General features: G+C 66.4%; 27 protein-coding genes. 4 read left to right on the plus strand and 23 right to left on the minus strand.

The window, feature by feature from the left end:
• Positions 1–37: 37 nt before the first annotated feature.
• The 23 genes from V6U71_RS17590 to V6U71_RS17700 form a co-directional block, all read right to left on the minus strand.
• Positions 38–1,693 carry a DUF4166 domain-containing protein gene (locus V6U71_RS17590; protein WP_411339650.1) on the minus strand — a complete coding sequence of 552 codons (1,656 nt, stop codon included), beginning with the start codon at positions 1,691–1,693 and terminating at the stop codon, positions 38–40.
• A 2-nt stretch (positions 1,694–1,695) separates the two neighbouring features.
• A complete protein-coding gene (locus V6U71_RS17595) occupies positions 1,696–2,115 on the minus strand; it encodes a thiol-disulfide oxidoreductase DCC family protein (RefSeq protein ID WP_411339651.1) in 420 nt (139 codons plus the stop codon).
• Positions 2,108–2,785 (minus strand): DUF4166 domain-containing protein, encoded by a 678-nt coding sequence (locus V6U71_RS17600; RefSeq protein WP_411339653.1) that lies wholly within the window; start codon positions 2,783–2,785, stop codon positions 2,108–2,110. Before V6U71_RS17600 ends, V6U71_RS17595 begins: the two co-directional genes overlap by 8 nt.
• Positions 2,786–2,795: 10 nt before the next feature.
• Positions 2,796–3,371 (minus strand): GbsR/MarR family transcriptional regulator, encoded by a 576-nt coding sequence (locus tag V6U71_RS17605; RefSeq protein ID WP_411339654.1) that lies wholly within the window; start codon positions 3,369–3,371, stop codon positions 2,796–2,798.
• Between the two features lie 154 nt (positions 3,372–3,525).
• Positions 3,526–3,855 carry a helix-turn-helix domain-containing protein gene (locus V6U71_RS17610; protein WP_411339655.1) on the minus strand — a complete coding sequence of 110 codons (330 nt, stop codon included), beginning with the start codon at positions 3,853–3,855 and terminating at the stop codon, positions 3,526–3,528.
• A gap of 187 nt (positions 3,856–4,042) precedes the next feature.
• The gene (gene rplQ / locus V6U71_RS17615; RefSeq protein WP_411339656.1) at positions 4,043–4,462 is read right to left on the minus strand and encodes a 50S ribosomal protein L17; all 420 of its coding nucleotides are present in this window, start codon (positions 4,460–4,462) and stop codon (positions 4,043–4,045) included.
• A gap of 106 nt (positions 4,463–4,568) precedes the next feature.
• Positions 4,569–5,627: a DNA-directed RNA polymerase subunit alpha gene (locus V6U71_RS17620; RefSeq protein ID WP_054589141.1), complete on the minus strand. Its 1,059-nt coding sequence runs from the start codon at positions 5,625–5,627 to the stop codon at positions 4,569–4,571.
• A 100-nt stretch (positions 5,628–5,727) separates the two neighbouring features.
• Complete coding sequence (gene rpsK / locus V6U71_RS17625) at positions 5,728–6,117, minus strand: 30S ribosomal protein S11 (protein WP_003040416.1); 390 nt, start codon at positions 6,115–6,117, stop codon at positions 5,728–5,730.
• 104 nt (positions 6,118–6,221) lie between these two features.
• Positions 6,222–6,590, minus strand: a complete 369-nt coding sequence (gene rpsM, locus V6U71_RS17630) for a 30S ribosomal protein S13 (protein ID WP_411339657.1) — start codon at positions 6,588–6,590, stop codon at positions 6,222–6,224.
• 219 nt (positions 6,591–6,809) lie between these two features.
• Positions 6,810–7,601, minus strand: a complete 792-nt coding sequence (locus V6U71_RS17635; RefSeq protein WP_411339658.1) for an inositol monophosphatase family protein — start codon at positions 7,599–7,601, stop codon at positions 6,810–6,812.
• A gap of 11 nt (positions 7,602–7,612) precedes the next feature.
• Positions 7,613–8,956, minus strand: a complete 1,344-nt coding sequence (locus tag V6U71_RS17640) for a TldD/PmbA family protein (RefSeq protein WP_411339659.1) — start codon at positions 8,954–8,956, stop codon at positions 7,613–7,615.
• A 138-nt stretch (positions 8,957–9,094) separates the two neighbouring features.
• Positions 9,095–9,415: a hypothetical protein gene (locus V6U71_RS17645; protein ID WP_411339660.1), complete on the minus strand. Its 321-nt coding sequence runs from the start codon at positions 9,413–9,415 to the stop codon at positions 9,095–9,097.
• Between the two features lie 243 nt (positions 9,416–9,658).
• Positions 9,659–11,398, minus strand: coding sequence for a hypothetical protein (locus tag V6U71_RS17650; RefSeq protein WP_411339661.1), 1,740 nt, complete (start codon positions 11,396–11,398; stop codon positions 9,659–9,661).
• A 57-nt stretch (positions 11,399–11,455) separates the two neighbouring features.
• On the minus strand, positions 11,456–12,070 hold the full coding sequence (locus V6U71_RS17655) for a hypothetical protein (RefSeq protein ID WP_411339662.1): 615 nt from the start codon (positions 12,068–12,070) through the stop codon (positions 11,456–11,458).
• Between the two features lie 83 nt (positions 12,071–12,153).
• Complete coding sequence (locus V6U71_RS17660) at positions 12,154–12,669, minus strand: demethoxyubiquinone hydroxylase family protein (RefSeq protein WP_054731389.1); 516 nt, start codon at positions 12,667–12,669, stop codon at positions 12,154–12,156.
• A complete protein-coding gene (locus V6U71_RS17665) occupies positions 12,666–13,145 on the minus strand; it encodes a disulfide bond formation protein B (RefSeq protein ID WP_411339663.1) in 480 nt (159 codons plus the stop codon). Before V6U71_RS17665 ends, V6U71_RS17660 begins: the two co-directional genes overlap by 4 nt.
• Before the next feature lie 11 nt (positions 13,146–13,156).
• Positions 13,157–14,548 (minus strand): S41 family peptidase, encoded by a 1,392-nt coding sequence (locus V6U71_RS17670; RefSeq protein ID WP_411339664.1) that lies wholly within the window; start codon positions 14,546–14,548, stop codon positions 13,157–13,159.
• 130 nt (positions 14,549–14,678) lie between these two features.
• The gene (locus V6U71_RS17675; protein ID WP_411339665.1) at positions 14,679–15,893 is read right to left on the minus strand and encodes a murein hydrolase activator EnvC family protein; all 1,215 of its coding nucleotides are present in this window, start codon (positions 15,891–15,893) and stop codon (positions 14,679–14,681) included.
• Positions 15,890–16,318 carry a 23S rRNA (pseudouridine(1915)-N(3))-methyltransferase RlmH gene (locus V6U71_RS17680; RefSeq protein ID WP_411339666.1) on the minus strand — a complete coding sequence of 143 codons (429 nt, stop codon included), beginning with the start codon at positions 16,316–16,318 and terminating at the stop codon, positions 15,890–15,892. Before V6U71_RS17680 ends, V6U71_RS17675 begins: the two co-directional genes overlap by 4 nt.
• 33 nt (positions 16,319–16,351) lie before the next feature.
• Positions 16,352–16,762: a ribosome silencing factor gene (gene rsfS, locus V6U71_RS17685; RefSeq protein WP_084758460.1), complete on the minus strand. Its 411-nt coding sequence runs from the start codon at positions 16,760–16,762 to the stop codon at positions 16,352–16,354.
• Positions 16,759–17,412, minus strand: coding sequence for a nicotinate-nucleotide adenylyltransferase (locus V6U71_RS17690; protein ID WP_411339667.1), 654 nt, complete (start codon positions 17,410–17,412; stop codon positions 16,759–16,761). The genes rsfS and V6U71_RS17690 overlap by 4 nt, the downstream gene beginning before the upstream one ends.
• Positions 17,409–18,053, minus strand: coding sequence for a hypothetical protein (locus tag V6U71_RS17695; protein WP_411339668.1), 645 nt, complete (start codon positions 18,051–18,053; stop codon positions 17,409–17,411). Before V6U71_RS17695 ends, V6U71_RS17690 begins: the two co-directional genes overlap by 4 nt.
• Positions 18,050–19,333 carry a glutamate-5-semialdehyde dehydrogenase gene (locus tag V6U71_RS17700; RefSeq protein ID WP_411339669.1) on the minus strand — a complete coding sequence of 428 codons (1,284 nt, stop codon included), beginning with the start codon at positions 19,331–19,333 and terminating at the stop codon, positions 18,050–18,052. The genes V6U71_RS17695 and V6U71_RS17700 overlap by 4 nt, the downstream gene beginning before the upstream one ends.
• A 78-nt stretch (positions 19,334–19,411) precedes the next feature.
• Between V6U71_RS17700 and V6U71_RS17705 the strand changes: the two genes are divergently transcribed.
• The 4 genes from V6U71_RS17705 (at position 19,412) to V6U71_RS17720 (ending at position 23,042) form a co-directional block, all read left to right on the plus strand.
• Complete coding sequence (locus tag V6U71_RS17705) at positions 19,412–20,545, plus strand: DUF3667 domain-containing protein (RefSeq protein WP_411339670.1); 1,134 nt, start codon at positions 19,412–19,414, stop codon at positions 20,543–20,545.
• A 66-nt stretch (positions 20,546–20,611) separates the two neighbouring features.
• Positions 20,612–22,243 (plus strand): alkaline phosphatase D family protein, encoded by a 1,632-nt coding sequence (locus V6U71_RS17710; protein WP_411339671.1) that lies wholly within the window; start codon positions 20,612–20,614, stop codon positions 22,241–22,243.
• A gap of 56 nt (positions 22,244–22,299) precedes the next feature.
• Positions 22,300–22,623: an ArsR/SmtB family transcription factor gene (locus tag V6U71_RS17715; RefSeq protein ID WP_411339672.1), complete on the plus strand. Its 324-nt coding sequence runs from the start codon at positions 22,300–22,302 to the stop codon at positions 22,621–22,623.
• The gene (locus tag V6U71_RS17720) at positions 22,620–23,042 is read left to right on the plus strand and encodes an SRPBCC family protein (protein WP_411339673.1); all 423 of its coding nucleotides are present in this window, start codon (positions 22,620–22,622) and stop codon (positions 23,040–23,042) included. Before V6U71_RS17715 ends, V6U71_RS17720 begins: the two co-directional genes overlap by 4 nt.
• The last annotated feature ends 3 nt before the right edge of the window (positions 23,043–23,045 follow it).

Consider the following 23,045-nt stretch of genomic DNA (forward strand, 5'->3'; position numbering starts at 1 on the left):
GCGGCGGCAAGGGGATTTGCGCCGCCGACAGGTGAAGTCATGCGGGTTCGAGCGTGCCCTGATAGGCGACGATCAAGCCAATCAGGGGCAGCGAAATCTCGACATGAAAACGGAATTTTCCGTCGCTTTCGCTTTCGAAGCTCGTTCCGCGGGGCAGCAGGAAGCGCGGCATCGGGATGCCGAATGCCGACCAGCGGCGCGGCACCAGATACAGCCGGCCGTGCTCGGCGACGAGCGCCATGGCGAAGGCGAGCGGCCCGAAACGCTCGACCAGCAAATAGGCGTTGCGACCGGTGCCGGCGGACTGGAGCGAAGCGAAGCTGCGGCCCCCGAAGTCGCGCGTCCAGCGCTCGGCATCGCCCTCGGGTGTGAAGCGGACGGTGACGGGCACGCGCGCCGCGGCCTTGGGAAAGCCGAAGAGCGCCGCGAAGAGACGCGCGAGCGGCCCCCGCCCGCGGCGAACCTCGGCCTCGCCGCGCCATTCGCGTGCCTCGCGCTTGTCGTGCAGCGCCTGCACCTCCGGCAGCAGGCCGTCGAACGCCGAACCGAGCAGGCGGCGGTAGAGCGGCGCACCGGAATCGTCGCTGCGAAAGCCGCTGTGGATCGACCGGCCGGCGAACAGATTGTCATAGTCGGCGAGATCGAGCGCCCCGACGCTCGACCGCGCACCCGCCGCCGGCCGCTCGCCGGCCAGCAGCTTGCGGACGATCGCCTCGATCGCCATCGACGGAATGTAAGGGCCATCGTCGCCTTCGGCCAACAAATGCCAGCTCCGCTCGACCGCCTTGCCGTCAGCGACGCCGCGGGCGCGGATGAACATCCCGCCGCGATGCTCGCCGAACTTCATCCAGTTGAGGATGGTGTAGAAGAGGCGCGAGAAGGGCAGCAGCGACGGCAGGCGGAACCGCGCCCGCGCCTTGGCCAGCAGGTTGAGGATGCGGTGCAGAATCTCGGGCACCGGCCCCGCGCCCATCCAGATGTCGGCGATAGCCGGATAGGCGCGCGGCAGGACGAGCAGGTCGGGCACGTCGACCAGCGAGAAATGGATGTTCCTGAGCGGCAGGCGCCCCGGCACCGCGACGGTGAAGCGCAGGCTTTCCGCGAGGCCGATGCCATAGCTATCCCGGCCGCCGCGCCGCAGCCTCACCGGCGCGCCGGCATAGCCAACGACCGCGCGCATGACGTTGAGCCCGATGCCGGCAAAGGGCGACGGCGCGATACCCCCGTCGATACTGTGGATGTCCATCGTCTTCGCCATTTCGGCGAGCACCGCCGCGGTCAGCGCCGGAAAGCTGCTGACCCCCGACAGGACGAAGACCCCCGCCGCCTGCGCCGCCGCATCGAAACGGTCGATGCCGAAGACGAAATCGGCGGCATCGGCGAAATCGAGATAATCGACACCCGCCGCGATGCACGCCTCGACGACGCCGTAGCGCTCGGCGCCGTAATCCTGGAATGGCCCCGACGCATCGACGACCAGGCCGGGCGTGTGGATCGCGAGCGCCTTGCCGATCGCGCGCCGGTCGAGCCGGCAGGGTATCGCGCGCGGGTGGCCGCGATAGCGGGCGCAAAAATCTTCGGCGCGCGCGAGATCGCGGCCGCAGATCAGCAGTTCGATATCGGAGCGGTCGGACAATAGCTCGGCGAGCCGTCCGCCAAAGACGCCATAGCCGCCGAGAATCAGGATTTTCATCGTCACAGGATCCGGTCCCTATATTCAGCTGGCGCGACCCAGCAGCTTTCGCGCCGGCCGAACAAGCGATAGCGATGGCGCGCGACCCAGCGATATGCGGCATCGCGGATTTTCGTCGGAACAAGGCGCAGCGCCCCGGCCAGCCGCCAGGGAAAGCCGAGCTGCTCGTAGATGAAAAGTACGGCATCGCTGTCGCGCCGGACGCGCGCGCCATCGACGACGAGCATAGTGACCGGATCGGCGGGATCGATGCCATGGCGGCGGCAGATTTCGGCACCGATGCCGGTCTGCACCGACGCCAGCCGGAAACGCGCCGCCCGATCGCGACGCAGGACGAAGCGGGCATTGGCACAGCACAGCACGCATTCGGCGTCGAACAGGATGACCGGCCCTCGCGGCGCGGGATCTTCGGGCTCAACCATCGCGGAACATCCCATGCTGGTTCACCAGCTCGCCCAGCCGGCGGTGCACGACCCTGAGGTCGAAAGCGAAGCGGCCGCTGCCGAGATGCTGATGCGTCACGACGGTCGTCCCGGGCGCCAGCCATGACGGAAACTGCAGCCGCAGCCGCCCCGCCTGCCAGAAATAATGGTCGGATGTGAAGATCAGCGCATCGCCCTCGGCCTGCACCGTCAGCGCCATGCCGAAGCCGCCGCCGATATGTTCCTCTAGCCCCGTCGGCCCCGCGAAGCGCTTGGCGCTGTGGATCACCTGCGGGTTGCCGCGCCTACGACCATAGAGGCGCGTCCATATCTGTCCGCCGCTCGCCCGATCTTCGCTGACGGCGACCGCCGCTGGCGCCGGGCCACTGGCGGCCGTCGGCAGCGGCGCGCCGATCAGCCGGCAAAGCTGCGCGAGCAGCCAGCCAGCCGGCGACAGCCGCGTCCAGACGATCTCGCCGCTGTAGGTCGCGGTCGCCCGCCCGGCGAGGCACTTGGAAAAGCGGCGGCGTACGTCCGCGGGCAGCGCGTCCCAGGCGTCGGCGGGGACCAGCCGGCGGAAGCGGTCGTCATGCGGCGCGGCTTCGCCAACGGGCGCCGGAACGGCGACGGCTGCCGGCGTCTCGCCTCGCTCGATCGTCCGCCCGTGCATTGCCCTTCTCCTACCCCGCGTCCTTCGCCTTGCCCGGCCGCCAATTGAGCAACTTGGTCACCCCGGCGCCGAGCTTGATCAGCCGCATCAGCGCGGGCTTCGGGACACCCAGCATCTCGTCGTGCCAGCGGCTCATCGTCGTCACGAAATCGAGCATGTCGGACAGCCGCGCCTTGGCCCCCGCGCTGAGGCCGGGGTCATGTTCGGCGCGTGCCACGCAGGCGCGGAGCGCCGCCTCGGCGGGATCGACTTCGCGCGCCTTGCGCCCTGCGGCGATCCGCGTCACCATTTCCCAGATGTCGGTTTCGGCCGCGAAATGGTCGCGGCGGTCGCCGAGGACGGGCACGCGGTGGATCAGCCGCCAGCCGAGCAGTTCCTTGATCGAGTTCGACACGTTCGAGCGTGCCAGACCGAGCAGGTCGGCGATCTCCTCGGCGTGCAGCGGACGGTCGGAGACGAAGAGCAAGGCATGGATCTGAGCCACCGACCGGTTGACGCCCCATTGTCCGCCGAGATTGCCCCAATGGAGAATGAACTCGGTTGCCGCCGGAGATGGTTGCGCCGTTCTTTCGTTAATTTCTGTCATAACAGAAATATCGGACAAACAGGTTTGGAGTCAAGCAGTCGCGCGTCCGTTGTCCGGCCGCGCCCTTGCATGTCGCGACTGACGATAGGACGTGACCACGAAAGGCCGTCGCGGACGCCCGTTCGAAACGTGATGGGTGCGGTGACCGCTGTCCTTAGACCTCGATGATAATCCGCACCTTTTCCGGCGTCGTGCCGGCGATGCGCGCGATTTCCTCGCGGCTTTGCGCGAGCTTTTCGTGCAACTGTCCTGTCGGGCCGCTGGTCAGCAGCTCGGCGGTCGAAAGGCTGAGCAGCGCGGCGATGGCATGGATCCGGCTGACCTTGGGGCGCGACCGATCCTGTTCCCAGCTGCACACCGCAGCGGTACTCACCGAAAGCGCGGCCGCGAATTCGGACTGGGTAAAACCCTTTGCGCTGCGCAGCCGCCGCAGGCGGGCGCCGAAACTTTCAGCAGAAATATCCTGACGCCGAGCCTGATCCATAACCTCGTGATGACAGAATTTTTAGCAGATGAGAAGCATTATCAAATAAACTTAAGTTAATTTCGCTTTGTTTTCAATTAGAATCGCTTCAAATGCGCTGCCGAGCGCGTGTTCCTGTCAAGCCAACGCACGAAAAAGGGCGGCGATCCTTGCGGACGCCGCCCTTGATTCGATTCGGACCGGAAGCTCAGGCGGCTTCGGCCTCGTCATACTGCTCGACCGGACCCGAGTCCTGGCCCTTGGCATCGACGTCGCGGTCGACGAATTCGATGATCGCCATCGGTGCCGCGTCCGAAGCGCGGATGCCAGCCTTGATGACGCGCGTGTAACCGCCGTTGCGGTCCTTGTAACGCTCGGCGAGGACGTCGAACAGCTTCACGAGCTGCGTGTCGTCCATCAGGCGGCTGTTGGCGAGACGGCGATTGGCAAGCCCGCCGCGCTTGGCGAGCGTGACCAGCTTTTCGACATAGGGGCGCAGTTCCTTCGCCTTGGCGAGGGTCGTCGTGATCTGCTCATGCTTGATGAGCGAGGCCGACATGTTGCGGAACAGGGCCGTGCGGTGCGCGCTCGTGCGCTGCAGCTTCCGGCCACCCGATTTATGACGCATAATCCATTCCTTCGTTCGTTAAGGGCCCGTGTGAGGTAGCCCAGACCAGGTCGATTGCGGGCCGACCCTTCCCGTTGGTGGCCCCGGCCGAAGCCGGGACGCAAGGTCAGCCGAGAAGTTCCTGTTCGAGCTTCTTGGCCATTTCCTCGATGTTCTCGGGCGGCCATCCGGGGATGTCCATGCCGAGGCGCAGACCCATCGACGACAGCACTTCCTTGATTTCGTTCAGGGACTTGCGGCCGAAGTTCGGGGTGCGGAGCATTTCGGCTTCGGTCTTCTGGACCAGATCGCCGATGTAGATGATGTTGTCGTTCTTGAGGCAGTTGGCGCTGCGGACCGACAGTTCGAGCTCGTCGACCTTCTTGAGAAGGAAACGGTTGAGCTGGTTGACGTCCGATTCGTCGGCGGTGGTCGACGGAGCCGCCATGCCGATCATGCCGCTGTCGTTCATCGCTTCTTCGAAGTGGACGAAGACCTGGAGCTGGTCCTGAAGGATGCGCGCGGCGTAAGCGACGGCGTCTTCCGGGGTCACCGTGCCGTCGGTTTCGACGGTCAGGTTCAGCTTGTCATAGTCCAGCTCCTGACCGATGCGGGCATTGTCGACCTTGTAGGCGACCTGGCGCACCGGCGAGTAGAGCGAGTCGACCGGGATCAGGCCGATCGGCGCGTCGGCCGGACGGTTGGCGGTCGCGGGGACATAGCCCTTGCCGGTGTCGGCAACGAGTTCCATGTTCAGCGTCGCACCGTCGTCGAGGTGGCAGATGACATGGTTCGGGTTCATCACCTTGATGTCGCCCGACACCATGATGTCGCCGGCCTTGACGGTCGCGGGACCGGTCGCCGAAAGCTGCAGCCGCTTCGGGCCTTCGCCTTCCATCTTGAGCGCGATCTGCTTCACGTTGAGGACGATGTCGGTGACGTCTTCACGCACGCCGGCCAGGCTCGAGAATTCGTGCAGCACGTTCTCGATCTTGATCGACGTGATGGCCGCACCCTGGAGCGACGAGAGCAGCACGCGGCGCAGCGCGTTGCCGAGCGTCAGGCCGAAGCCGCGCTCGAGCGGTTCGGCGACGAAGGTCGCCTTGCGCTTGCCGTCGCTGCCAGCCTTGATTTCCAGGTTGCTGGGCTTCTTCAATTCCTGCCAGTTCCGGATATTGACAGTCATGGACTTCCCTTTGCTTTGGGCGGGACGGGCGGGGATCGGCCACCTGTCCAGCGAGGATTTTATGCGGGCGGCGCTCCGGCGGAGCGCGCCCGTAGAGACGTCAGACGCGGCGGCGCTTGGCCGGGCGGACGCCATTGTGCGGGATCGGCGTCACGTCACGGATCGACGTGATGTGGAAACCGACCGCCTGCAGGGCGCGGAGGGCCGATTCACGGCCCGCGCCGGGGCCCTTGACCTCGACTTCGAGGGTACGGACGCCATGTTCGGCGGCCTTCTTGCCGGCGTCTTCGGCGCACACCTGGGCGGCGTACGGGGTCGACTTGCGGCTGCCCTTGAAGCCCATCATGCCGGCGCTCGACCAGGCAATCGCATTGCCCTGCGCGTCGGTGATGGTGATCATCGTATTGTTGAAGGTCGCGTTGACGTGGGCCACACCCGACGAGATATTCTTGCGTTCGCGCCGACGAAGACGCTGCGGTTCACGAGCCATGATGAAATCCTGTCCTAAATCCTGAATGGCCGGTTGCGGGCTGCCTTGAGCCGCTCCGGCAGGGGAAATAAGGAAGCGCGCCGAATTCAGGCGCGCTCAAAACCTTACTTCTTCTTACCGGCGATCGGCTTGGCCTTGCCCTTGCGGGTGCGCGCATTGGTGTGCGTGCGCTGGCCGCGGACCGGCAGGCCCTTGCGATGACGCAGGCCGCGATAGCAGGCGAGGTCCATCAGGCGCTTGATGTTCATCGCCGTGTTGCGGCGAAGGTCACCCTCGACCGTGTGGTCGGCGTCGAGCGTTTCGCGGATCTGCAGCACTTCGGCGTCGCTGAGGTCCTGGACGCGACGCGTGTGGTCGATGCCCAGCTTGTCGGCGATGTCGACGGCGGTCTTGCGGCCGATGCCGTGGATGTAGGTGAGCGCGATGATCACGCGCTTGTTGGTGGGCAGGTTGACGCCCGCAATACGTGCCATTTATTCTTTCTCCTGCTCCACAGGGCGCGCTGGCAATCGGCCCCATCTCAAAGCGTCTGATTTCCAACGCAAAAAACGGACCACGATGCGCAGGCGCGCTTCGCCGTCCGGTCAAGATGTCGGAATGGTTGGGCAATTAGGGTGAGTCGCGCGCAAAGTCAAGGGAAGTGCGGCGGATCGCACCAAACTCCTCCCTGTCGCGAAGCGATGGGGAGGTGATCAGGGTTGCGACGTAAGCGCGACCGCGCGATCATGCAAGCGCTCGACGACGGCCCGGTGGATTCCGGGGGCGCAAGCGATGACGCCAAAGGCCTGCGCGCGCGGGGTGTTGAAGACGAGCGGCTGGCCGAAGGCATCGGTGACGGTCGCCCCCGCCTCGGTCCCGATCAGCGCCGCGGCGGCCACATCCCATTCGAAGCCCCAGCGCAGCGTTGCCACCAGATCGGCGCGGTCGTCGGCGACCAGCGCCATGCGCAGCGCGATGCTGTTCGGTTTGGTGACCATGACGAGGTCGCGGTCGATCTTGGGCAGGCTGTCGGCGGGGACGCGGGCGCCGTCGAAACTCGTGCGGCGGCTCGCCTGCAGCGGCTCGCCGTTGAGCAGCGCGCCCTTGCCGCGTTGCGCAACCCACAATTCGTCGAGTGCCGGGGCATAGAGCACGCCCAGCTCGACCGCGCCGTCAACGACGAGCGCGACCGAAACCGCCCAGCCCGGGCGGCCGCGGATGAAATCGCGGGTGCCGTCGATCGGGTCGACGCACCACATCGCGCGGCACGACAGGCGGTCGGCGCTGTCGGCGGTTTCCTCCGACAGCCAGCCGGCTTCGGGCACCATCGCGCCGAGCACTGCCTTCAGCCGCGCATCGACGGCAAGGTCGACGTCACTGACCGGGTTGTCGTGCGACTTGTTCCAGACGTTGACCGCCTGCCCCTCGCCGCGCCAGCGCGCCATCGCCATGTCGCCGACCTCGCGCGTCGCGGCGATCACCGCCTCGAGATTGCGGCCGGGCATCCGCCGTTTGCCTAGCTACTCGCGACGGTCATGCCGTCGATGCGGAGGGTGGGAACGTTGGTGCCATGACGGAACAGCAGGTCGTCGGCGGGAATGAGCGCGGCGAACATGTCGACGAGGTTGCCGGCGACGGTGAATTCGGCGATCGGCCCGGCGATCTCGCCATCGCGAATGATGAACCCCGACGCGCCGCGGCTATAATCGCCGGTCACCGGATTGACCCCCTGCCCGATCAGTTCGGTGAGGTAAACGCCGGTCTTGATGTCGGCGATCAGCTCGGCGGGCGACTGGCTGCCCGGGGCCAGATGGAGGTTGCTCGCGCTCACCCCCGATGCGCCGCCGCCGCGGCTCGCATGGCCGGTGGGTTCGAGGCCGAGTTGTTTCGCCGAGGCGGTGTCGAGCAGCCAGCCGGTGATCTTGCCGCCGGTCACGATGTCGCGGGCCGCGGTCGGCAGGCCTTCGCCATCGAAGGCGCGGCTGCGCAGGCCCCGCGGCCGATGCGGTTCGTCGCGGATGACGATGCCGCTGTCGAACAGCATGCGGTCTTCCTTGCCGAGCAGGAAGCTCGTCCCGCGTGCGATCGCGGGGCCGGCGATCGCGCCGAGCAGATGGCCGACGATGCTGCTGCCGACGCGCGGATCGATGACGACCGGGACTTTGCCGACTGGCGCCTTGCCGGGGTTCAGACGCGCGACGGCGCGGGTGCCGGCGCGAAGGCCGATGTCGCCGGCGCTTTCGAGGTCGCCCAGATAATGCGCGCTATGCCAGCCATAGTCGCGCTGCATGCTCGCGCCCTCGCCCGCGATGACGCTCGCCGACAGGCTGTGCCCGCTCGATCCATAGCCGCCGACGAAGCCGTGGCTGGTCGCGAGCGCGAAGCGGGTGCGGCTGTGGCTGGCGGTGCCGCCCTCGCTGTTGGTGACCCCGGCAACCGCGCGCGCCGCTTCCTCGACCGCCAGCGCCGCTTCGCGCAAAGCCTGCGGATCGGCCTCGCTGCCGTCGTCGAGATCGAGGTCGGGCGCCGGGCCGCGCAGCAGCCGGCCCTGCGGCGCGAGGCCGGCATAAGGATCCTCGGGCGCCTCGCGTGCCATCGCAACGCACCGCTCGACCAGCTTGGCGAGTTCACCCGCGTCCATGTCGGCGGTCGACACGCTGGCGCTGCGCTGGCCGACGAAGACGCGGAGCGCAATATCCTGCCCCTCGGAGCGTTCGACATCTTCGAGCGCGCCGAGACGCATCGAGACCGAGGTCGCGGCGTTGCAATAATAAAGGGCATCGGCGGCGTCGGCGCCGGCTTTGGTCGCGGCGTCGCACAGCATCTGCGCGCGGTCGAGGGCTTCGGCAACAGTCAGCATGGCCGCGCCCTATACGGCGCAGGCGTGGGCGTCAAAATCTATGTCTCCAATCTTCGTCACCCCGGACTTGATCCGGGGTCCAGGGCTCCAGCGCTGGAATGGATCCCGGATCAAGTCCGGGATGACGAGGGGAATGGCTTAGCGCGTGATCGCGGCGATGGCGTCGGTCGCCGCCATCGCGCCGCTCACCCACAGAAAGGGCAGCGTCAGCGCCGCGACCCACAGGCGGCGCACATCGCGGCGAAAGCGCGCGTGCAGCCCCCAGCTGGCGAGCGCCTGGCGGCTGAGATGATACCAGCGCCGCTCGGTCGAGCGGGCGACGGGAAGCGCGAGCGCAAGCAGCACGACCAGTGCGACGACGATCAGCGCCGAAGGGGCGCCCGCGGCGATTGCGCTCGACACCAGCCAGATCTGCAAGGCGGCAAAGGCGATCAGCGCGGCGGCAGTGTGCAATGTCATTCGGCGTCCAAGGCTGCGCGCGGGAGGCACGCTAGCCGATGAGCGCCGGAACAGGCGCGGTCCGAATGTCGATGCCATTATCAGCCTCCCCGGCCGGCGATTCCCAGAAACGCCAAGTTTTCAGCCAAATATTACCTCGTCAAGACAGGCTGCCAGCGAAACGTTAAAATTTGCACTCGGTTCACCCCGGATTCGCAACAAAAGTGCGCCGAGCGGACGAAATGCCCCGGTCTTCCGAGTGTTTTACCAGGCGATTGTAAGACCGCCCGGACGATAGCGATTCCCCAAGTCATCGATCACGCGCTGCGCGGGGATCAAGCGCCAGGCCGCGCCGCCCAAATCTTCGGGAAGAGCATTGGCATTGACGAAGCGGACGCGCATCTGCGCTTCATAGCCCGAGTTATAGCTTCCTGTCGTCCAGCCCACCACGTTCGTCGTGCGGGAGATCGACAAGCGGCCAAGCAAGAGCAGGCTGTCGAATCCTGCCTGCTGGGCAGATTGCGCGGCGCCGAGCATGGCCAATTCCTCGACCGCCGCCATCGGGGCAAGACGGTGGGTGTAGCGGATTGTCCAGACGTCGCTGCTTCCCTCCCGATTGCGCGTCAGACCCGAATCGCTCAGGAAAGAACCGTCGCCTGCCGGCTTCAGCGTGGGGACCACCTTGGGCGTCTCGGGACGGGGAAGCAGGGGGAGCAACTCGTCGACGGGAAGGTCGAGTGCGGTGATCCGCTCTTCCTCCAGGCGGTTGCGAATATTGGCCATGACGCCATCGACCTCGGCTTTTTCGGCGGCGGACTGTTGGGGCAGGTTCGCGAGGACATCGGGCATGATCGGCAGCGTGTTCAGCCTTTTCCGGGAGAATTCCACTTCGGTTACGTCGACCGGTTTGAGGGCGATCATCGGACGGAACGCGATCGCAGCCTTCCAGAGCGCCAGTTCGTCACGCGCTTTAACAGCATGGGGCTCGCGCCGCCGATAGTCCTCCACATCCTGCTTTTTCGGTGGCCGCCCGTCCGAACGCGGCGGCGGCGGCACCATGATCTCGTCGAGTTCCTTGTTGGCCTCTGCCAACAGACTATGGGAACGGTCGTCATGGCCCGCGACGGTTTCGGCATAGGCCCACGCGCCATAGAAGGAGTTTCGCGACCCGATCGCCTTCAGAGCGGCTTCGTCGGCGCCGCGCAAAGTCCAGCCGCCGCGTTGCTTGGGAAGGTCGAAACTGATCGAAGGAGCGATGTCGCGCGCTTCGGCGTAATTGCCGTAGAGAAACTCCATCCAGAACAGCGCTTCTGCCTTTTCGGGCGATAGCGGGATCGCGCCCTTCAACTCCGCGGCTTGACCAGCGAAGCCCGAATCGAGGTGCAATTGAAGGCGGGTTGCGAGCTGCTGAATCGATTGAGCCCAGGGACGACTCCGGCGCAGCCGCTCGATGGCGGCTTTCGCTTCGTCGCGGCGACCGAGCGCGATCAGCGCATAGGCCAGAACGCCCTCGTTTCCGACCCCGATGCTTTGGACGAAATAGCGCTCATCGTGAGCCGTACCGAGCGCGTTGCTTTCGGCCACCAACACAAGCGCTTGCTCGGGTTGTTTCGCGGCGATGCTGTGCAGAGCCTTCGCCTGCATCAAGTTGGCACGGCGTAGCCAGAAATCATCGACCAGCCGCGGATCCGCAAGGGTGCGGTCGCAAGCGGCAAGCCCCGACTCCCCGATGGAATATATCTCGCTGCGGCGGATATCTGCAGAACGTGTCGCGCCGAAAAAGAAGTTTTCGCGAGAGATGCCGTCGGTTTTGCCTTTCGGCGCGGCGTAGCCATCGCAGCTCGAAAAGTCCGTGTCGGAGGCCGCGATCCGCGTTTGAGTCGCCACCGGCGCCGGCAGCGCCGTTTTTGCGCCTTTCCCCGGATGCAGGTTTTCGGACGCAGCCACTGCCGGTCCCGCCGCAGCCAGAACGGCCGGCAGCAACATCGCCGTCGCAAATTTCATGTTTCCCCCAACGCCCCAAAGATCAGCCAAGCATTTAGGGTACCGGGGTTTTTTAGTCTAGAGTTGCGGCGGAACGGGGAGCGGCTCCGCATCGGCGCCGCTTTCGTCCGCAGTTGCGGGTGCAGGCGCCATGCCGCCGGCCTGGCGCTCCAGCTCTTCGGCGGCGCGCTGGCGTTCCTGCAGCGCCTTTTCCTCGGCAACCACCGCGGCTTCGACCTCGTCGGCGGCGGCGTCGATGCCGGCGATACGCTTCGCGCGTTCGTCGGCGATCATCGCCTGCCAGTCGGTCTTGTCGGCCGCCTTGCGTTCGGCCTTGGCGCCCTCGACCAGCGCCCGGGTGCAGCCGGTGAAACCGCCGAGACCCGTCGGCGAACAGCTGTCGGTGCCGAAGCGGCCGACGCGTTCGACCGCGACGATCTTGTTCGCCCAGGCTTCGTTGCGCGGATCGAGCGGGCTGCCGCCACGGAAGATCTGCGGCACGCGATAGCGTTCGGTTTCGGGCAGGCGGTTGCAGACGACGATTTCGTCGGGGCTCGACTGTTCGCACTTGTCGTCGCCATAGACGATGACCTGATTGATCTTTTCGCCGTCGACCGTCGTTTGCTGCGCGGTGGCGGGCACGGCGGCGGCGCTGCCGGCAAGGATCAGCGCGAACAGGGGGAGGCGGGTCATCGATCGTTCCTTCGTCATGTCAGTGCCGTTTTGGCTTCACAGTCCTGCATCCGCGCTGAACGGGCAGGTCGATCCATAGTCTATCAGATACGCTTCGACAGCGCGATGGCTGCACGGCAACCGGCGCGAATGGCAAGGCTGAGTAGCGGATAGCCGGGCGCCTGTTCGGCCCCCGAAGCGAGCGCCTTTTCCTTGTGCTCGAGTTCTTCGGCACGGAAGTCGGCAACCGCGGTGCTGAGTTCGGGGTCGCTGTCCGCAAGTTCGTCGAGCTGGTCGCGGTAGTGGCGGTCGATCTCGGTCTCGACCGCGGCGGTGCACGCCATCGCCGCCCGCGGCCCCATCGCGGCGGTCACCGCGCCCAATGCGAAGCCCGCGACGTTCCAGACCGGCTGCAACGCGGTGGGGCGCACGCCGCGCCGCGCGACCATCGCGTCGAAGAATTTGCGGTGCCGTTCTTCCTGTTCGGCCATATGCGCGATCTCGCGCGCCATCGGATGGCGGTCACCCATCACCGCGAGCTGCCCGGCGTAGATGCGCGTCGCGCCATATTCGCCGGCCTGATCGACGCGGATCATCGAGGCGGTGCGCTTATTGGTCATCGGACGGCCTTTCCGCGGCGAAGCAGCGCGAGGACGAAAGCCGCGCCGGCGAGCGAGAAGATCGCGTTGAACCCGGCGAGCGAAATGCCCGCCAGCGTCCATTGCGGGACGTCGCAGCGGGTGATCGGTGCGGCCATGATGTCGTCGAGCGAAATCGGCCCGCTCGCGGTCGTGCTGCACGTCGTCAGCCCTTCCCACCAGCCATATTCGACCCCGGCGTGGAAGATGCCGATCGCACCGCTAACGGCAATCGCGAGCGCGGCGAGGATGGTGAGCAGGCGCATCGCGCCATCGTTACGCCGCAGCAGCAGCGCGAGCGCGGCAAGCACCATCGCCGCCTGATGCGGCCAGCGCTGCCAATAGCACATTTCGCACGGGTGCAGGCCAAAGCCATATTGCGACACGAGCGCGCCGCCATAGAGAAGCAGCGGCACCGCAAGCGCCGCGATCGGCGCGGCAAGGCGCGAATTCAGCATCTCTGGCAGCCTCAATTACGCTGCGCGGGCTTCGCGGCAGGCGGCTTCGTGCCCTGCGCCACGCGCGTCGCTGCCGGTCCGATCCGGCCGATCGTCTGCAGCGCGTAATAAAGCTGATAATCCTCTATGCCCTTGGCCTTGAGCTGCTCGGCGGTCTGGCTGAAGCGCGGATCGGTCTTCTCGTCCTTTTCGAGCAGCCCGTCGTCGACCTTTTTCTCGTTGATCAGATGGCGGCGCAGGTCGCTCTCGCGGAACTTCGGCCGCGACGCATAATCGGGGTCCGAAAGCTGCGGCACACGGATGTCGGGCGCGATGCCGCCTTCCTGCACGCTGCGTCCCGACGGCGTGTAATAGCGCGCGGTGGTCAGGCGCAGCGCGGTGGTGTCGGTCAGCGGCAGCACCGTCTGCACCGATCCCTTGCCGAAGCTGCGTTCGCCCATCACCAGCGCGCGGTGCTGATCCTGCAGCGCACCGGCGACGATTTCGGAGGCCGAGGCCGAGCCCGAATCGATCAGCACGACGACCGGAGCGCCCTGCGCCACATCGCCCGGTTCGGCGAAATAGCGTTCGATATCGCCCTTCTTGCGCCCGCGCTGCGAGACGATTTCGCCGCGTTCGAGGAACAGGTCGCTGATCCCGACCGCTTCGTCGAGCAGCCCCCCGGGGTTCGAGCGGAGGTCGAGAATCCAGCCGCGCGGTTTCTTGCCGAGCGACTTTTCGACCGCGAGCATCGCGGCCTTGACGTCGGTCGTCGCGTCGGCGGAGAAGCTGGCGACGGTCAGCACTCCAACGTCACCCTTCACCTCCCATTTGACCGGCTTCAGGTCGATGATTTCGCGCGTCAGCGACAATTCCATCGGCTTGTCCTGGCCTTCGCGCACGACCGTGATGTCGATCTTGGTGCCCGGACGCCCCTGCATCTGTTCGACCGCTTCGTCGAGCGTGAGGCCGAAGATGAGCTGGCCGCCGATGTGGGTGATGAAATCGCCCGCCTTGATCCCGGCGCGCGCCGCCGGGGTGTCGGCCATCGGCGCGATCACCTTGACCACGCCGTCCTCCATCGTCACCGACAGGCCGAGCCCGCCATATTGGCCGTCGGTCTGGGTCCGCAGCGTCGAATAGCCGCGCTTGTCGAGATAGCCCGAATGCGGGTCGAGGCTGGCGAGCATGCCGTTGATCGCGCCTTCGATCAGCTTGTCGTCGCTGACCGGCTCGACATAATTGGCCTTCACTTCCAGATAAACGTCCATGAAGCGCGCGATTTCCTGCTGCGTCGAGGCATCGACGCTGGCCATCGCGCCGGTCGCGAGCGGGATCAGCGCCAGCGTGCTGAGCGCGGCCGCGCCCTGCCACAGCGCGAAGCGGCGCTTGGGAGTGGCGGAAATCTTCGTCGTTTCGGTCATGATCGTCTTTCGGACATGCGGGCCTTTGCCGCCTTATAAACCCCGGCGCGCCAACCTCCAACGCATTTGCGCGGGCGTCAAGCGCGACATCCCGATACGGTTCAATTGCCGAACCGGGGCTTAATGCCGCCTAACCCAGCATCTGCGCGACATCGACCGGACGGCCGCCGCGGCGCAGTTCGATCGTGATGCGGCTGTCGTCCGATCCGGCGCGGCCAATCGGCGTTCCGGCGTCGACCGTATCGCCGACCCCGACCGAGAGGCCGATCATCCCGGTGAGCAAGGTCGTCCAGCCACCGCCATGGTCGATGATGACGATCTTGCCATAGCCGCGATAGTCGCCGGCGTAACTCACATGTCCGGGGGCGGGCGCCACGACCTGTCCGCCGGGCTGCGCAGCAACGGTCAGCCCGCGCGAACGCACGCCGCTTTCATTGACCTCGCCAAGGCCCGCGACGATGCGTCCGACGACGGGCAGGCGATAGGCGCCGCGCGACAGTTCGGGTTCGGCGGCGACGGGCGGTGCGGCATTCGGTGCGGCATCGCCGGGGTTGCGCGGACGCGGGACGGGGCCGGACAGCTCGGCGAGCTCGGCGCGCACCGCGCCATCGGCTTCGAGGGCGTCCATCAACTCGACGATGTCGCGCGCCTTTTCGCCGAGACCGAGCGCGCGGTCGGCCTCGAGCCGCGCGCTGCTCATCAGGTCGCGCGAGCGCAGCCTGCCTTCGTTCTCGAGCCGCGTCAGCGCGTCGCGACGCGCGGCAAGCTGGGTCCGGCTCGCGCCGAGCGCCTGCAACGCGATCGATTGCTGGCGGCGAATCGTGCGCAGCGCGCCGAGCTCGCGGCGGACGCCGGCGGTGCGGCGCTCGATCACCGGCATCACCGCATCCAGCACCGCGCGGGCATGGACCATGTCGGTCAGCGACCCGGGCTGCGCCAGCACGCTAACCGGCGGCTGACGGCTGAGTTGCTGAAGCGAGGCGGTGAGTTCGAGCAGGGGCTGCTGCTGTTCGGCCAGCCGTGCCTCCTGCGCCGACAGCCGCCGCCGGACGAGCGCAACGCGAGCCTCCCCGGCGCTGATATCGGCCTCGGCCGACTGGATGCGCGCGGCGAGCGCGGCGCTGCGCTTCTTCAGCCGGTCGGCTTCGCTGAGTGCCGCGGTCGCCTGTCGTTCGAGCGTCGCGCTCCGCGCCATCGCTTCGGCCGACTGCTGCTTGGCGGTCAGCAACTGCTCGCGCTCGCGCGCCGCGATCGCCTGCGGATCGAAGACGTCGCTTTGTGCCACGGCAAGCGCGCCACCCGCTGCGGCGGCGAGGATCGCGAGCGCGGCAAAGGCGCGCCTCATTGCCGGCCCTCGCGGTGATAGGGATGCCCCGCGACGATGCTCGTCGCGCGCCACAATTGTTCGGCGAGCATCGCGCGCGCCATCAGGTGGGGCCAGGTCGCGCGGCCGAAGGCGATGACCTTGTCGGCGCCCTCGCGCTCCTCGGGCGTAAAACCATCGGCGGCGCCGAGGCAGAAGCGCGCCTCGCGCACCCCGCTGTCGCGCCATTTTTCGAGGAGCCGGGCAAATTCGAGTGACGACATCTGCTCGCCACCCTCGTCGAGCAATATGGTCCGGCTGTTGTCGGCGGGAAGCGGTATGCGCCCGCCGGTATCGGGAAGTTCGCTGATCTTCTGCGCCCAGGTCACGCGCTTCATATAGCGCTCGACCAGCTCGGCCTCTGGTGAGCGCCCGATGCGCCCGCGCGCGATGATGTGCAGCAACATGACCGTCCGCCTAGCCCGCAGGCGGGGCGGACGTCAATTTGCCGCAGCAACCGGCGGCGCGTCGCCGAACGACCACATGCGTTCGAGGTTGTAGAAGCTACGCACCTCGGGACGGAACAGGTGGACGATGACGTCGCCCGCGTCGATCAGCACCCAATCGGCGTTGGGAAGTCCTTCGACGCGAACGCTGCGGCCCGCTTCCTGCTTGATCCGCTGCGCCAGCTTGTCGGCGATCGCCGAGACATGGCGCGTCGACCGGCCGCTCGCGATCACCATATGATCGGCGATGCTGCTCTTGCCGGCAAGCGGGATGGAGATGGTTTCCTGGGCCTGGTCCTCGTCCAGCTGGTGGAGGATCAGCGCGTGGAGCGCGTCCACGCTGTCGCCGGAAGGCGTTGGGGCGGATGCGGCGCCGGAGGCGGCATCCTGGTTGGCGGAGATCAAATGCGTCCTTTCCTGATCGGTTCCACCAGCCATGAACGCGTCAGCGGGTCGCGCATCGCGCGGCCTTCATAGCGTTCGAACCAGCGGGGGTTGGCCTGCCGTATCGCAGTCGCGGATCGCACATCGGGCGAAAATCGCAAGAACACGAGGGCGGGCGGTCTCCAGTCTGTCCAATGCTTCTTCTGGTCTGCGGGCCGGACAAAGCGCCGCAGCCATCCCATCGCACGTCTTGCATGGGCACGGTCATTATAGCCCGGACGCGCGACAACCGCAATCGGCATGAGTCGGGCAATTCCCCGCCAGTCGCGCCATTGGGGCAACTGGACCAGATTGTCGGCGCCCATGATCCAGATGAACCGCCGGTCGGGGTAGCGGCGCACCAGCTTCTTCAGCGTGTCGATGGTATAACGCGTGCCAAGCTCGGCCTCGATCGCGGTCGCGCGGATCGGCGCGCGGCGTGCCATGTGCTGCGCCGAGCCGAGCCGCGCGGGGAGCGACGCCATGCCGGCCTTGGGCTTGAGCGGGTTGCCCGGCGACACCAGCCACCAAAGCTCGTCGAGACCGAGCGCATCGATCGCATTGAGGCTGATCGCGCGATGCCCGCCATGCGCAGGATTGAAACTGCCGCCGAGGAGACCGGTGGTGATCATGGGCGCGGTAAATCGTCGGCTTGGGAGACTTCGGGAAGGATGTAGCAATAACGATCTTGCGCATCGGCTCTGCGTGCGATGATCCCGAAAGTGGTCAGAACCTCATCGCTAACTTTGCGATAGGACGCATCTAGTCGCTTCGACACGCGAGTCTCGCAAGCACCCGCGAACGGAGTCGCCGCCAAACACGCGTTGAACAGAACCATTTCTGAACCAGAAAAACCTTCGGACACGGCTTTCTTGTGAATATTTTGTTCGACGAAAAGCTCCGCAAGCAGCCCATGTTCGAGCAGTATGTTATTCAGCGATGGCTGCCGTCCTCCCCGAAAATCAGATGGCGCAGCGGGTGTGTCACTCGGAAGAAGCTTTGCACCTCGCAGAACGAAACAACTCGGTTCTCGAAAAATCGTCAGATATAAAGGCTTAAGCATCCTCGCGGATATCTTGGATTCATTGATGGTATTGGCGAAACGATCGGCCAAAAGCCAGTGAGCCTCATCTTCGCTCATGCTGTCACCAAAGCGAAGCAACAGGATTGCATCGCGAGCGACCAGCCAGCAAAACGGGGTAATTGCAAGGAGCAAGAGCAGCGCGGCACACCGGAGCCACTTGGTCCGTACCGCGCGCTCAACCGGCTTCAAGGGCGGACCTGTCCTGTGCCGCGGACCAGCCATTTATAGGTGGTGAGCCCTTCCAGCGCGACCGGACCCCGCGCGTGCAGCCGTCCCGTCGCGATGCCGATTTCGGCGCCGAGGCCGAATTCGCCGCCATCGGCGAACTGTGTCGAGGCGTTGTGCATCACGATCGCGCTGTCGACTTCGGACAGGAAGCGTTCGGCCGTCGCTGCATCCTCGGTGACGATGGCATCGGTGTGGCGGCTCGAATGCGCGTCGATATGGGCGAGCGCGCCGGCGAGGCCGTCGACCTGCCCGATCGAGACGATCGCATCGAGATATTCGCAGTCCCAGTCGCCCGCCGTCGCAGGTTCGACATACGGGCTGAGCGTCGCGATGGCCTTGTCGCCGCGCACTTCGCATCCCGCCGAGATCAGCGCATCGACGATCGCGAGCGGCGCCGGATAGGCGCGGTCGATCAGGATCGTCTCGGTCGCACCGCAGATGCCGGTGCGGCGCATCTTGGCATTGACCGCCAGTTCGACGGCTTGTCCCGGATCGGCAGCGGCGTCGATGTAGAGGTGATTGATCCCGTCGAGATGCGCGAGCACCGGTACGCGCGCCTCGTCCTGGACGCGCGCGACGAGGCCCTTGCCGCCGCGCGGGATGATGATGTCGACCAGCCCCTGCGCGCGAAGCAGCGCACCGACGGCGGCGCGATCCTGCGTCGGGACAAGCTGCACCGCATCGGCGGGCAGGCCCGCTTCTTCGAGGCCCGCGGCAAAGGCGGCATGGATCGCGCGGTTCGAATAGACCGCCTCGCTGCCGCCGCGCAAGATCACCGCATTGCCCGACATCAGCCCGAGCGCCGCGGCGTCGGCGGTCACGTTGGGGCGGCTTTCATAGATGATCCCGACGACGCCGAGCGGCACGCGGACGCGGCTGAGTTCCATCCCGTTCGGCCGCACGGTACGTTCGATTTCGGCGCCGACCGGATCGGGCAGCGCCGCGACTGCATCGACCGCGTCGGCGATGCCCGCCAGCCGGCCTTCGTCGAGCCGCAGCCGGTCGAGCATCGCGGCGGTGAGGCCGGCCGTCGCGCCCGCCGCCATGTCGCGCGCATTGGCGTCCAATATCGCTGCTGCCTGCGCCCGGAGCTGATGCGCAGCGGCGTGCAGCGCCGCAGCCTTGTCGGCGGTCGGCGCGACGCCAAGCCGTTTCGCGGCAGCGCGCGCGCGCGCGCCCATCTCGGCGATCAGCGTGGCGGCATCGGCCAGCGGCGGCAGGGTCAGAGCTTCGGCGTTCATGGGCGCGCCATTATCACGTTTAAAGTGATTTCAGGAAGCCCCGTTGCGCCGCGCGCCGCGCGCCTTTAGGCAGGGGCCATGAGCGGGGATATCGAGGCAATCGGCGCGGCGGTGACCGCGGGGCTGGCGGGACATGCGGTCGAGCCGCGCCATGGCGGCGACGCGGCGCATTCGGGGGAGCGCTGTCTCAACTGCGGGACGAGCCTCGCCGGGTCGCACTGCCATCATTGCGGGCAAAAGGCCGATATTCACCGCAGCTTCGGCGCGATCGGCCACGACCTCGTCCACGCGATCTTCCATTTCGAGGGCAAGATCTGGAACACGCTGCCGCTGCTCGTCTGGCGGCCGGGCGACCTGACGCGGCGCTATATCCATGGCGAGCGTGCGCGCTTCATCTCGCCGCTCGCGCTGTTCCTGTTCGCGGTGTTCCTGACCTATGCCGTGCTGGCGATGGTCGGCAGCGGCGGCGGCGTCGGCGAGGAACTCAGCAAGGCGGCCGCCGAGCAGACGCGCACCGCGGCGATCAAGGACAGCATGCAGCAGGAGGTCGACCGGATCGACGCCGAACTGGCGAAGCCGGGGCTCGCCGCCGACGCCCGGCGCGAGCTGGAGACCGAACGCGACGTGCTGCAGAAGAGCGCCGACTATCTCGGCGTCGCGCGCAGCCGCAGCAAGACCGAACGCGCCGCCGATCGCGCGGCCGGGCCGCCGGTGCTCGACGATCCCGCCGCCCAGATAAAGACCAGCGCCGATTTCATCTCGCAGAACAAATATGACACCGGGGTGGAGTTCATCGACCACGGCCTCGCGAAGGCGTTCGCGAACCCTGCACTCGTCCTCTACAAGCTTCAGGCCAACGCCTATAAATTCGCCTGGGCGCTGATCCCGCTATCGCTGCCCTTCATGTGGCTGCTCTATCCGTTCAGCCGCCGCTTCCACACCTATGATCATTTTGTCTTCGTCACTTACTCTATCTCGTTCATGCTGCTGCTCTTCGTCGTCGTGCGGCTGTTCAACCTGACGCTGCTTGGCGAAATCGCGACCTTCTGCGCGATGCTTTACGTGCCGTTCCACATGTACCGGCAAATTCGCGGCGCCTATCGCGCGTCGTGGTTCGGGGCGCTGGTGCGCACGACATTATTGCTGTTCTTCAGCCTGTTCGCAGTGATCACCTTCATGCTGCTCCTGCTGGCGCTGGGGGTGATGGGATAGACGGCGAGACGTAACAAAGGGCGGGCAGGACCGGATGGGCCCGCAAATCCGCAAAGGAGAGAGGCGATGCATCGGCTGTGGGGCGAGATGGACAGGCGCCTGCTGATCAAGCTCGGTACCGCGGGGCTTGCGGCGCTGGCCTTGCCGGGCGCGGCGAAGGCGGCGATGGCGGAGGGGTTCACCCACGGCGTCGCGAGCGGCGAGCCGGGGCCTTATTCGGTGCTGCTGTGGACGCGCTATGCCGCGGCGAACGACGCCGCGCTGACCGCCGAGCTTTCTGAAAACCCCGATTTCGCGCGCATCGCGGGCGGCGGCACGGTGACGGCGACCGGCGCGCGCGATCATACCGCCAGGCTGCTCGTCGACGGGCTCGAACCCGGGCGCTGGTATTTTTATCGCTTCATCGCCCCCGACGGGACGATATCACCAACCGGGCGAACGCGGACGCTGCCTGCGGGACCGGCGAGCGCGTTCACCCTCGCGCTTTTCTCCTGCGCCAACATGCCCTTTGGCTGGTTCAACGCCTATGGCCATGCCGCCGCGCGGGGCGACATCGACCTCGTCGCGCATGTCGGCGACTATCTCTACGAATATCGGGTGGGCGATTATCCGTCGCTGCAGGATGCGGTGCCGGGCCGCGAGGTGCAGCCCTCGAACGAACTGATCGCGCTCGCCGACTATCGCCTCCGCTATGCCGCCTATCGCAGCGATCCCGACCTGCAACGGCTGCACCAGTTGTTCCCGATGATCGCGCAATGGGACGATCATGAATTCGCCAACGACACATGGAAGGGCGGCGCCGAGAACCACAATGAGGGCGAAGGCGAATGGCGCGCGCGCGAAGCCGCAGCCGAACGCGCCTATCGCGAATGGATGCCGGTCGCCGACACGCGCTGGCGCCATTATCAGGTCGGCGACCTCGCGACGATCTTCCTTCCCGAAACGCGGATCACCGCGCGCGACAAGCCGTTCGAGATCGAAGAGATCGTTGCGGGCGGCGGCGACGCGGCGGCAAAGCTCAAGCGCTTTGCCGAAACCGCCTATCGCGACCCCGCGAGGCAATTGCTCGGCGGCGATCAGGAAAAATGGCTGTTCGACGGCTTTGCGGCGTCGGTGAAGGCGGGGACGCGCTGGCAGGTCTGCGCGCAGCAGATCGTCATGGGCAGCCTGTTCACGCCGCCCGAATCGGCGGGCTGGTTCGGCGCCAATCCGCCCGACATCGTCCGCCGCCGCGTCGCCGCGGCACAGCTCGCGGCGAAGGCCGGACTGCCGCTCAACCTCGATGCATGGGATGGCTATCCGGCGGCGCGCGATCGCCTGCTCGCCGCGGCGCAGGGCGCCGACGCCGATCTCGTCACCCTCGCCGGCGACAGCCACAATGCGTGGGCGTTCGACCTGTCACACGACGGCCGGCCGGCCGGGATCGAGGTCGGCGGGCACAGCGTCAGTTCGCCGGGGTTCGAAGCCTATACGCCGGAGATTTCGGACGCGACGCGCGTGTCGGCGCTCCGCGCCTCGTCGCCCCAGCTCAAATGGGCGAACACGCAGGACCGCGGCTATGTCTCGGTCGCGCTGACGCGCGAGAGCGTCACCGCGAACTGGCACAATGTGGCGAGCATTCGCACCCGCAATCCGGCGCTTTCGGGAACGCATAGCATGACCGCCGAACGCGGGCGGCGAACCTATAACGCCACTTGACTCACTCATAACCCGATGGTTATGGAATACTCATAACCAGAAAGTTATGAATGTCGATGACCGCATCCCCCGATCTGCTGTTCCGGGCGCTCGCCGATCCGACGCGGCGCGCGCTTTTCGAACGGCTTTGCCTCGACGGTGAGCAGACCGTCGGGACGCTCACCGCGGGGGCCGGCATTTCGCAGCCGGCGGTGTCGAAGCATCTCGGCGTGCTGCGGCAGGCGGGCCTCGTCGTCGACCGCCACGAAGGGCGCCAGACCCATTATCGCGCGCAGCAGCGTGCGCTCGCGCCGCTGGTCGACTGGACCGGCCGGATGGCGCCCTTCTGGGAAGCGCGCTTCGACGACCTCGAAGATCTGCTGAAAAGGATGGATCAATGACGGCGATCGAACTGCGCAGCGTGACCGTCGAGCGCGACATCCCGCATCCGCCCGAAAAGATCTGGCGGGCGCTGACGACGCAGCATCTGATCGAGGAATGGCTGATGCGGAACGACTTCGGGCTCGACCTCGGCCACCGGTTCCAGCTCTGCGGCGACTGGGGCCATGTCGATTGCGAGGTCCTCGCCGTCGATCCCGGCCGCAGCCTGTCCTACACATGGAATTACGCGCACGACGATCCGGCCTATCGCCTCGACAGCAAAGTCACCTTCACGCTCGAGCCGAGCGGATCGGGGACGCTGCTGCGCATGGAACAGGTCGGCTTCCGCCCCGACCAGAAGCAGGCGTTCGGTGGCGCCAAGAGCGGCTGGCGCGTCCATCTCGAAAATCTCGAGAAGCTCGTTGCCGGGCTCGATTGAAGA

Source organism: Sphingopyxis sp. J-6, from assembly GCF_046603995.1.
In the GTDB taxonomy this organism is placed as follows: Bacteria; Pseudomonadota; Alphaproteobacteria; order Sphingomonadales; family Sphingomonadaceae; genus Sphingopyxis.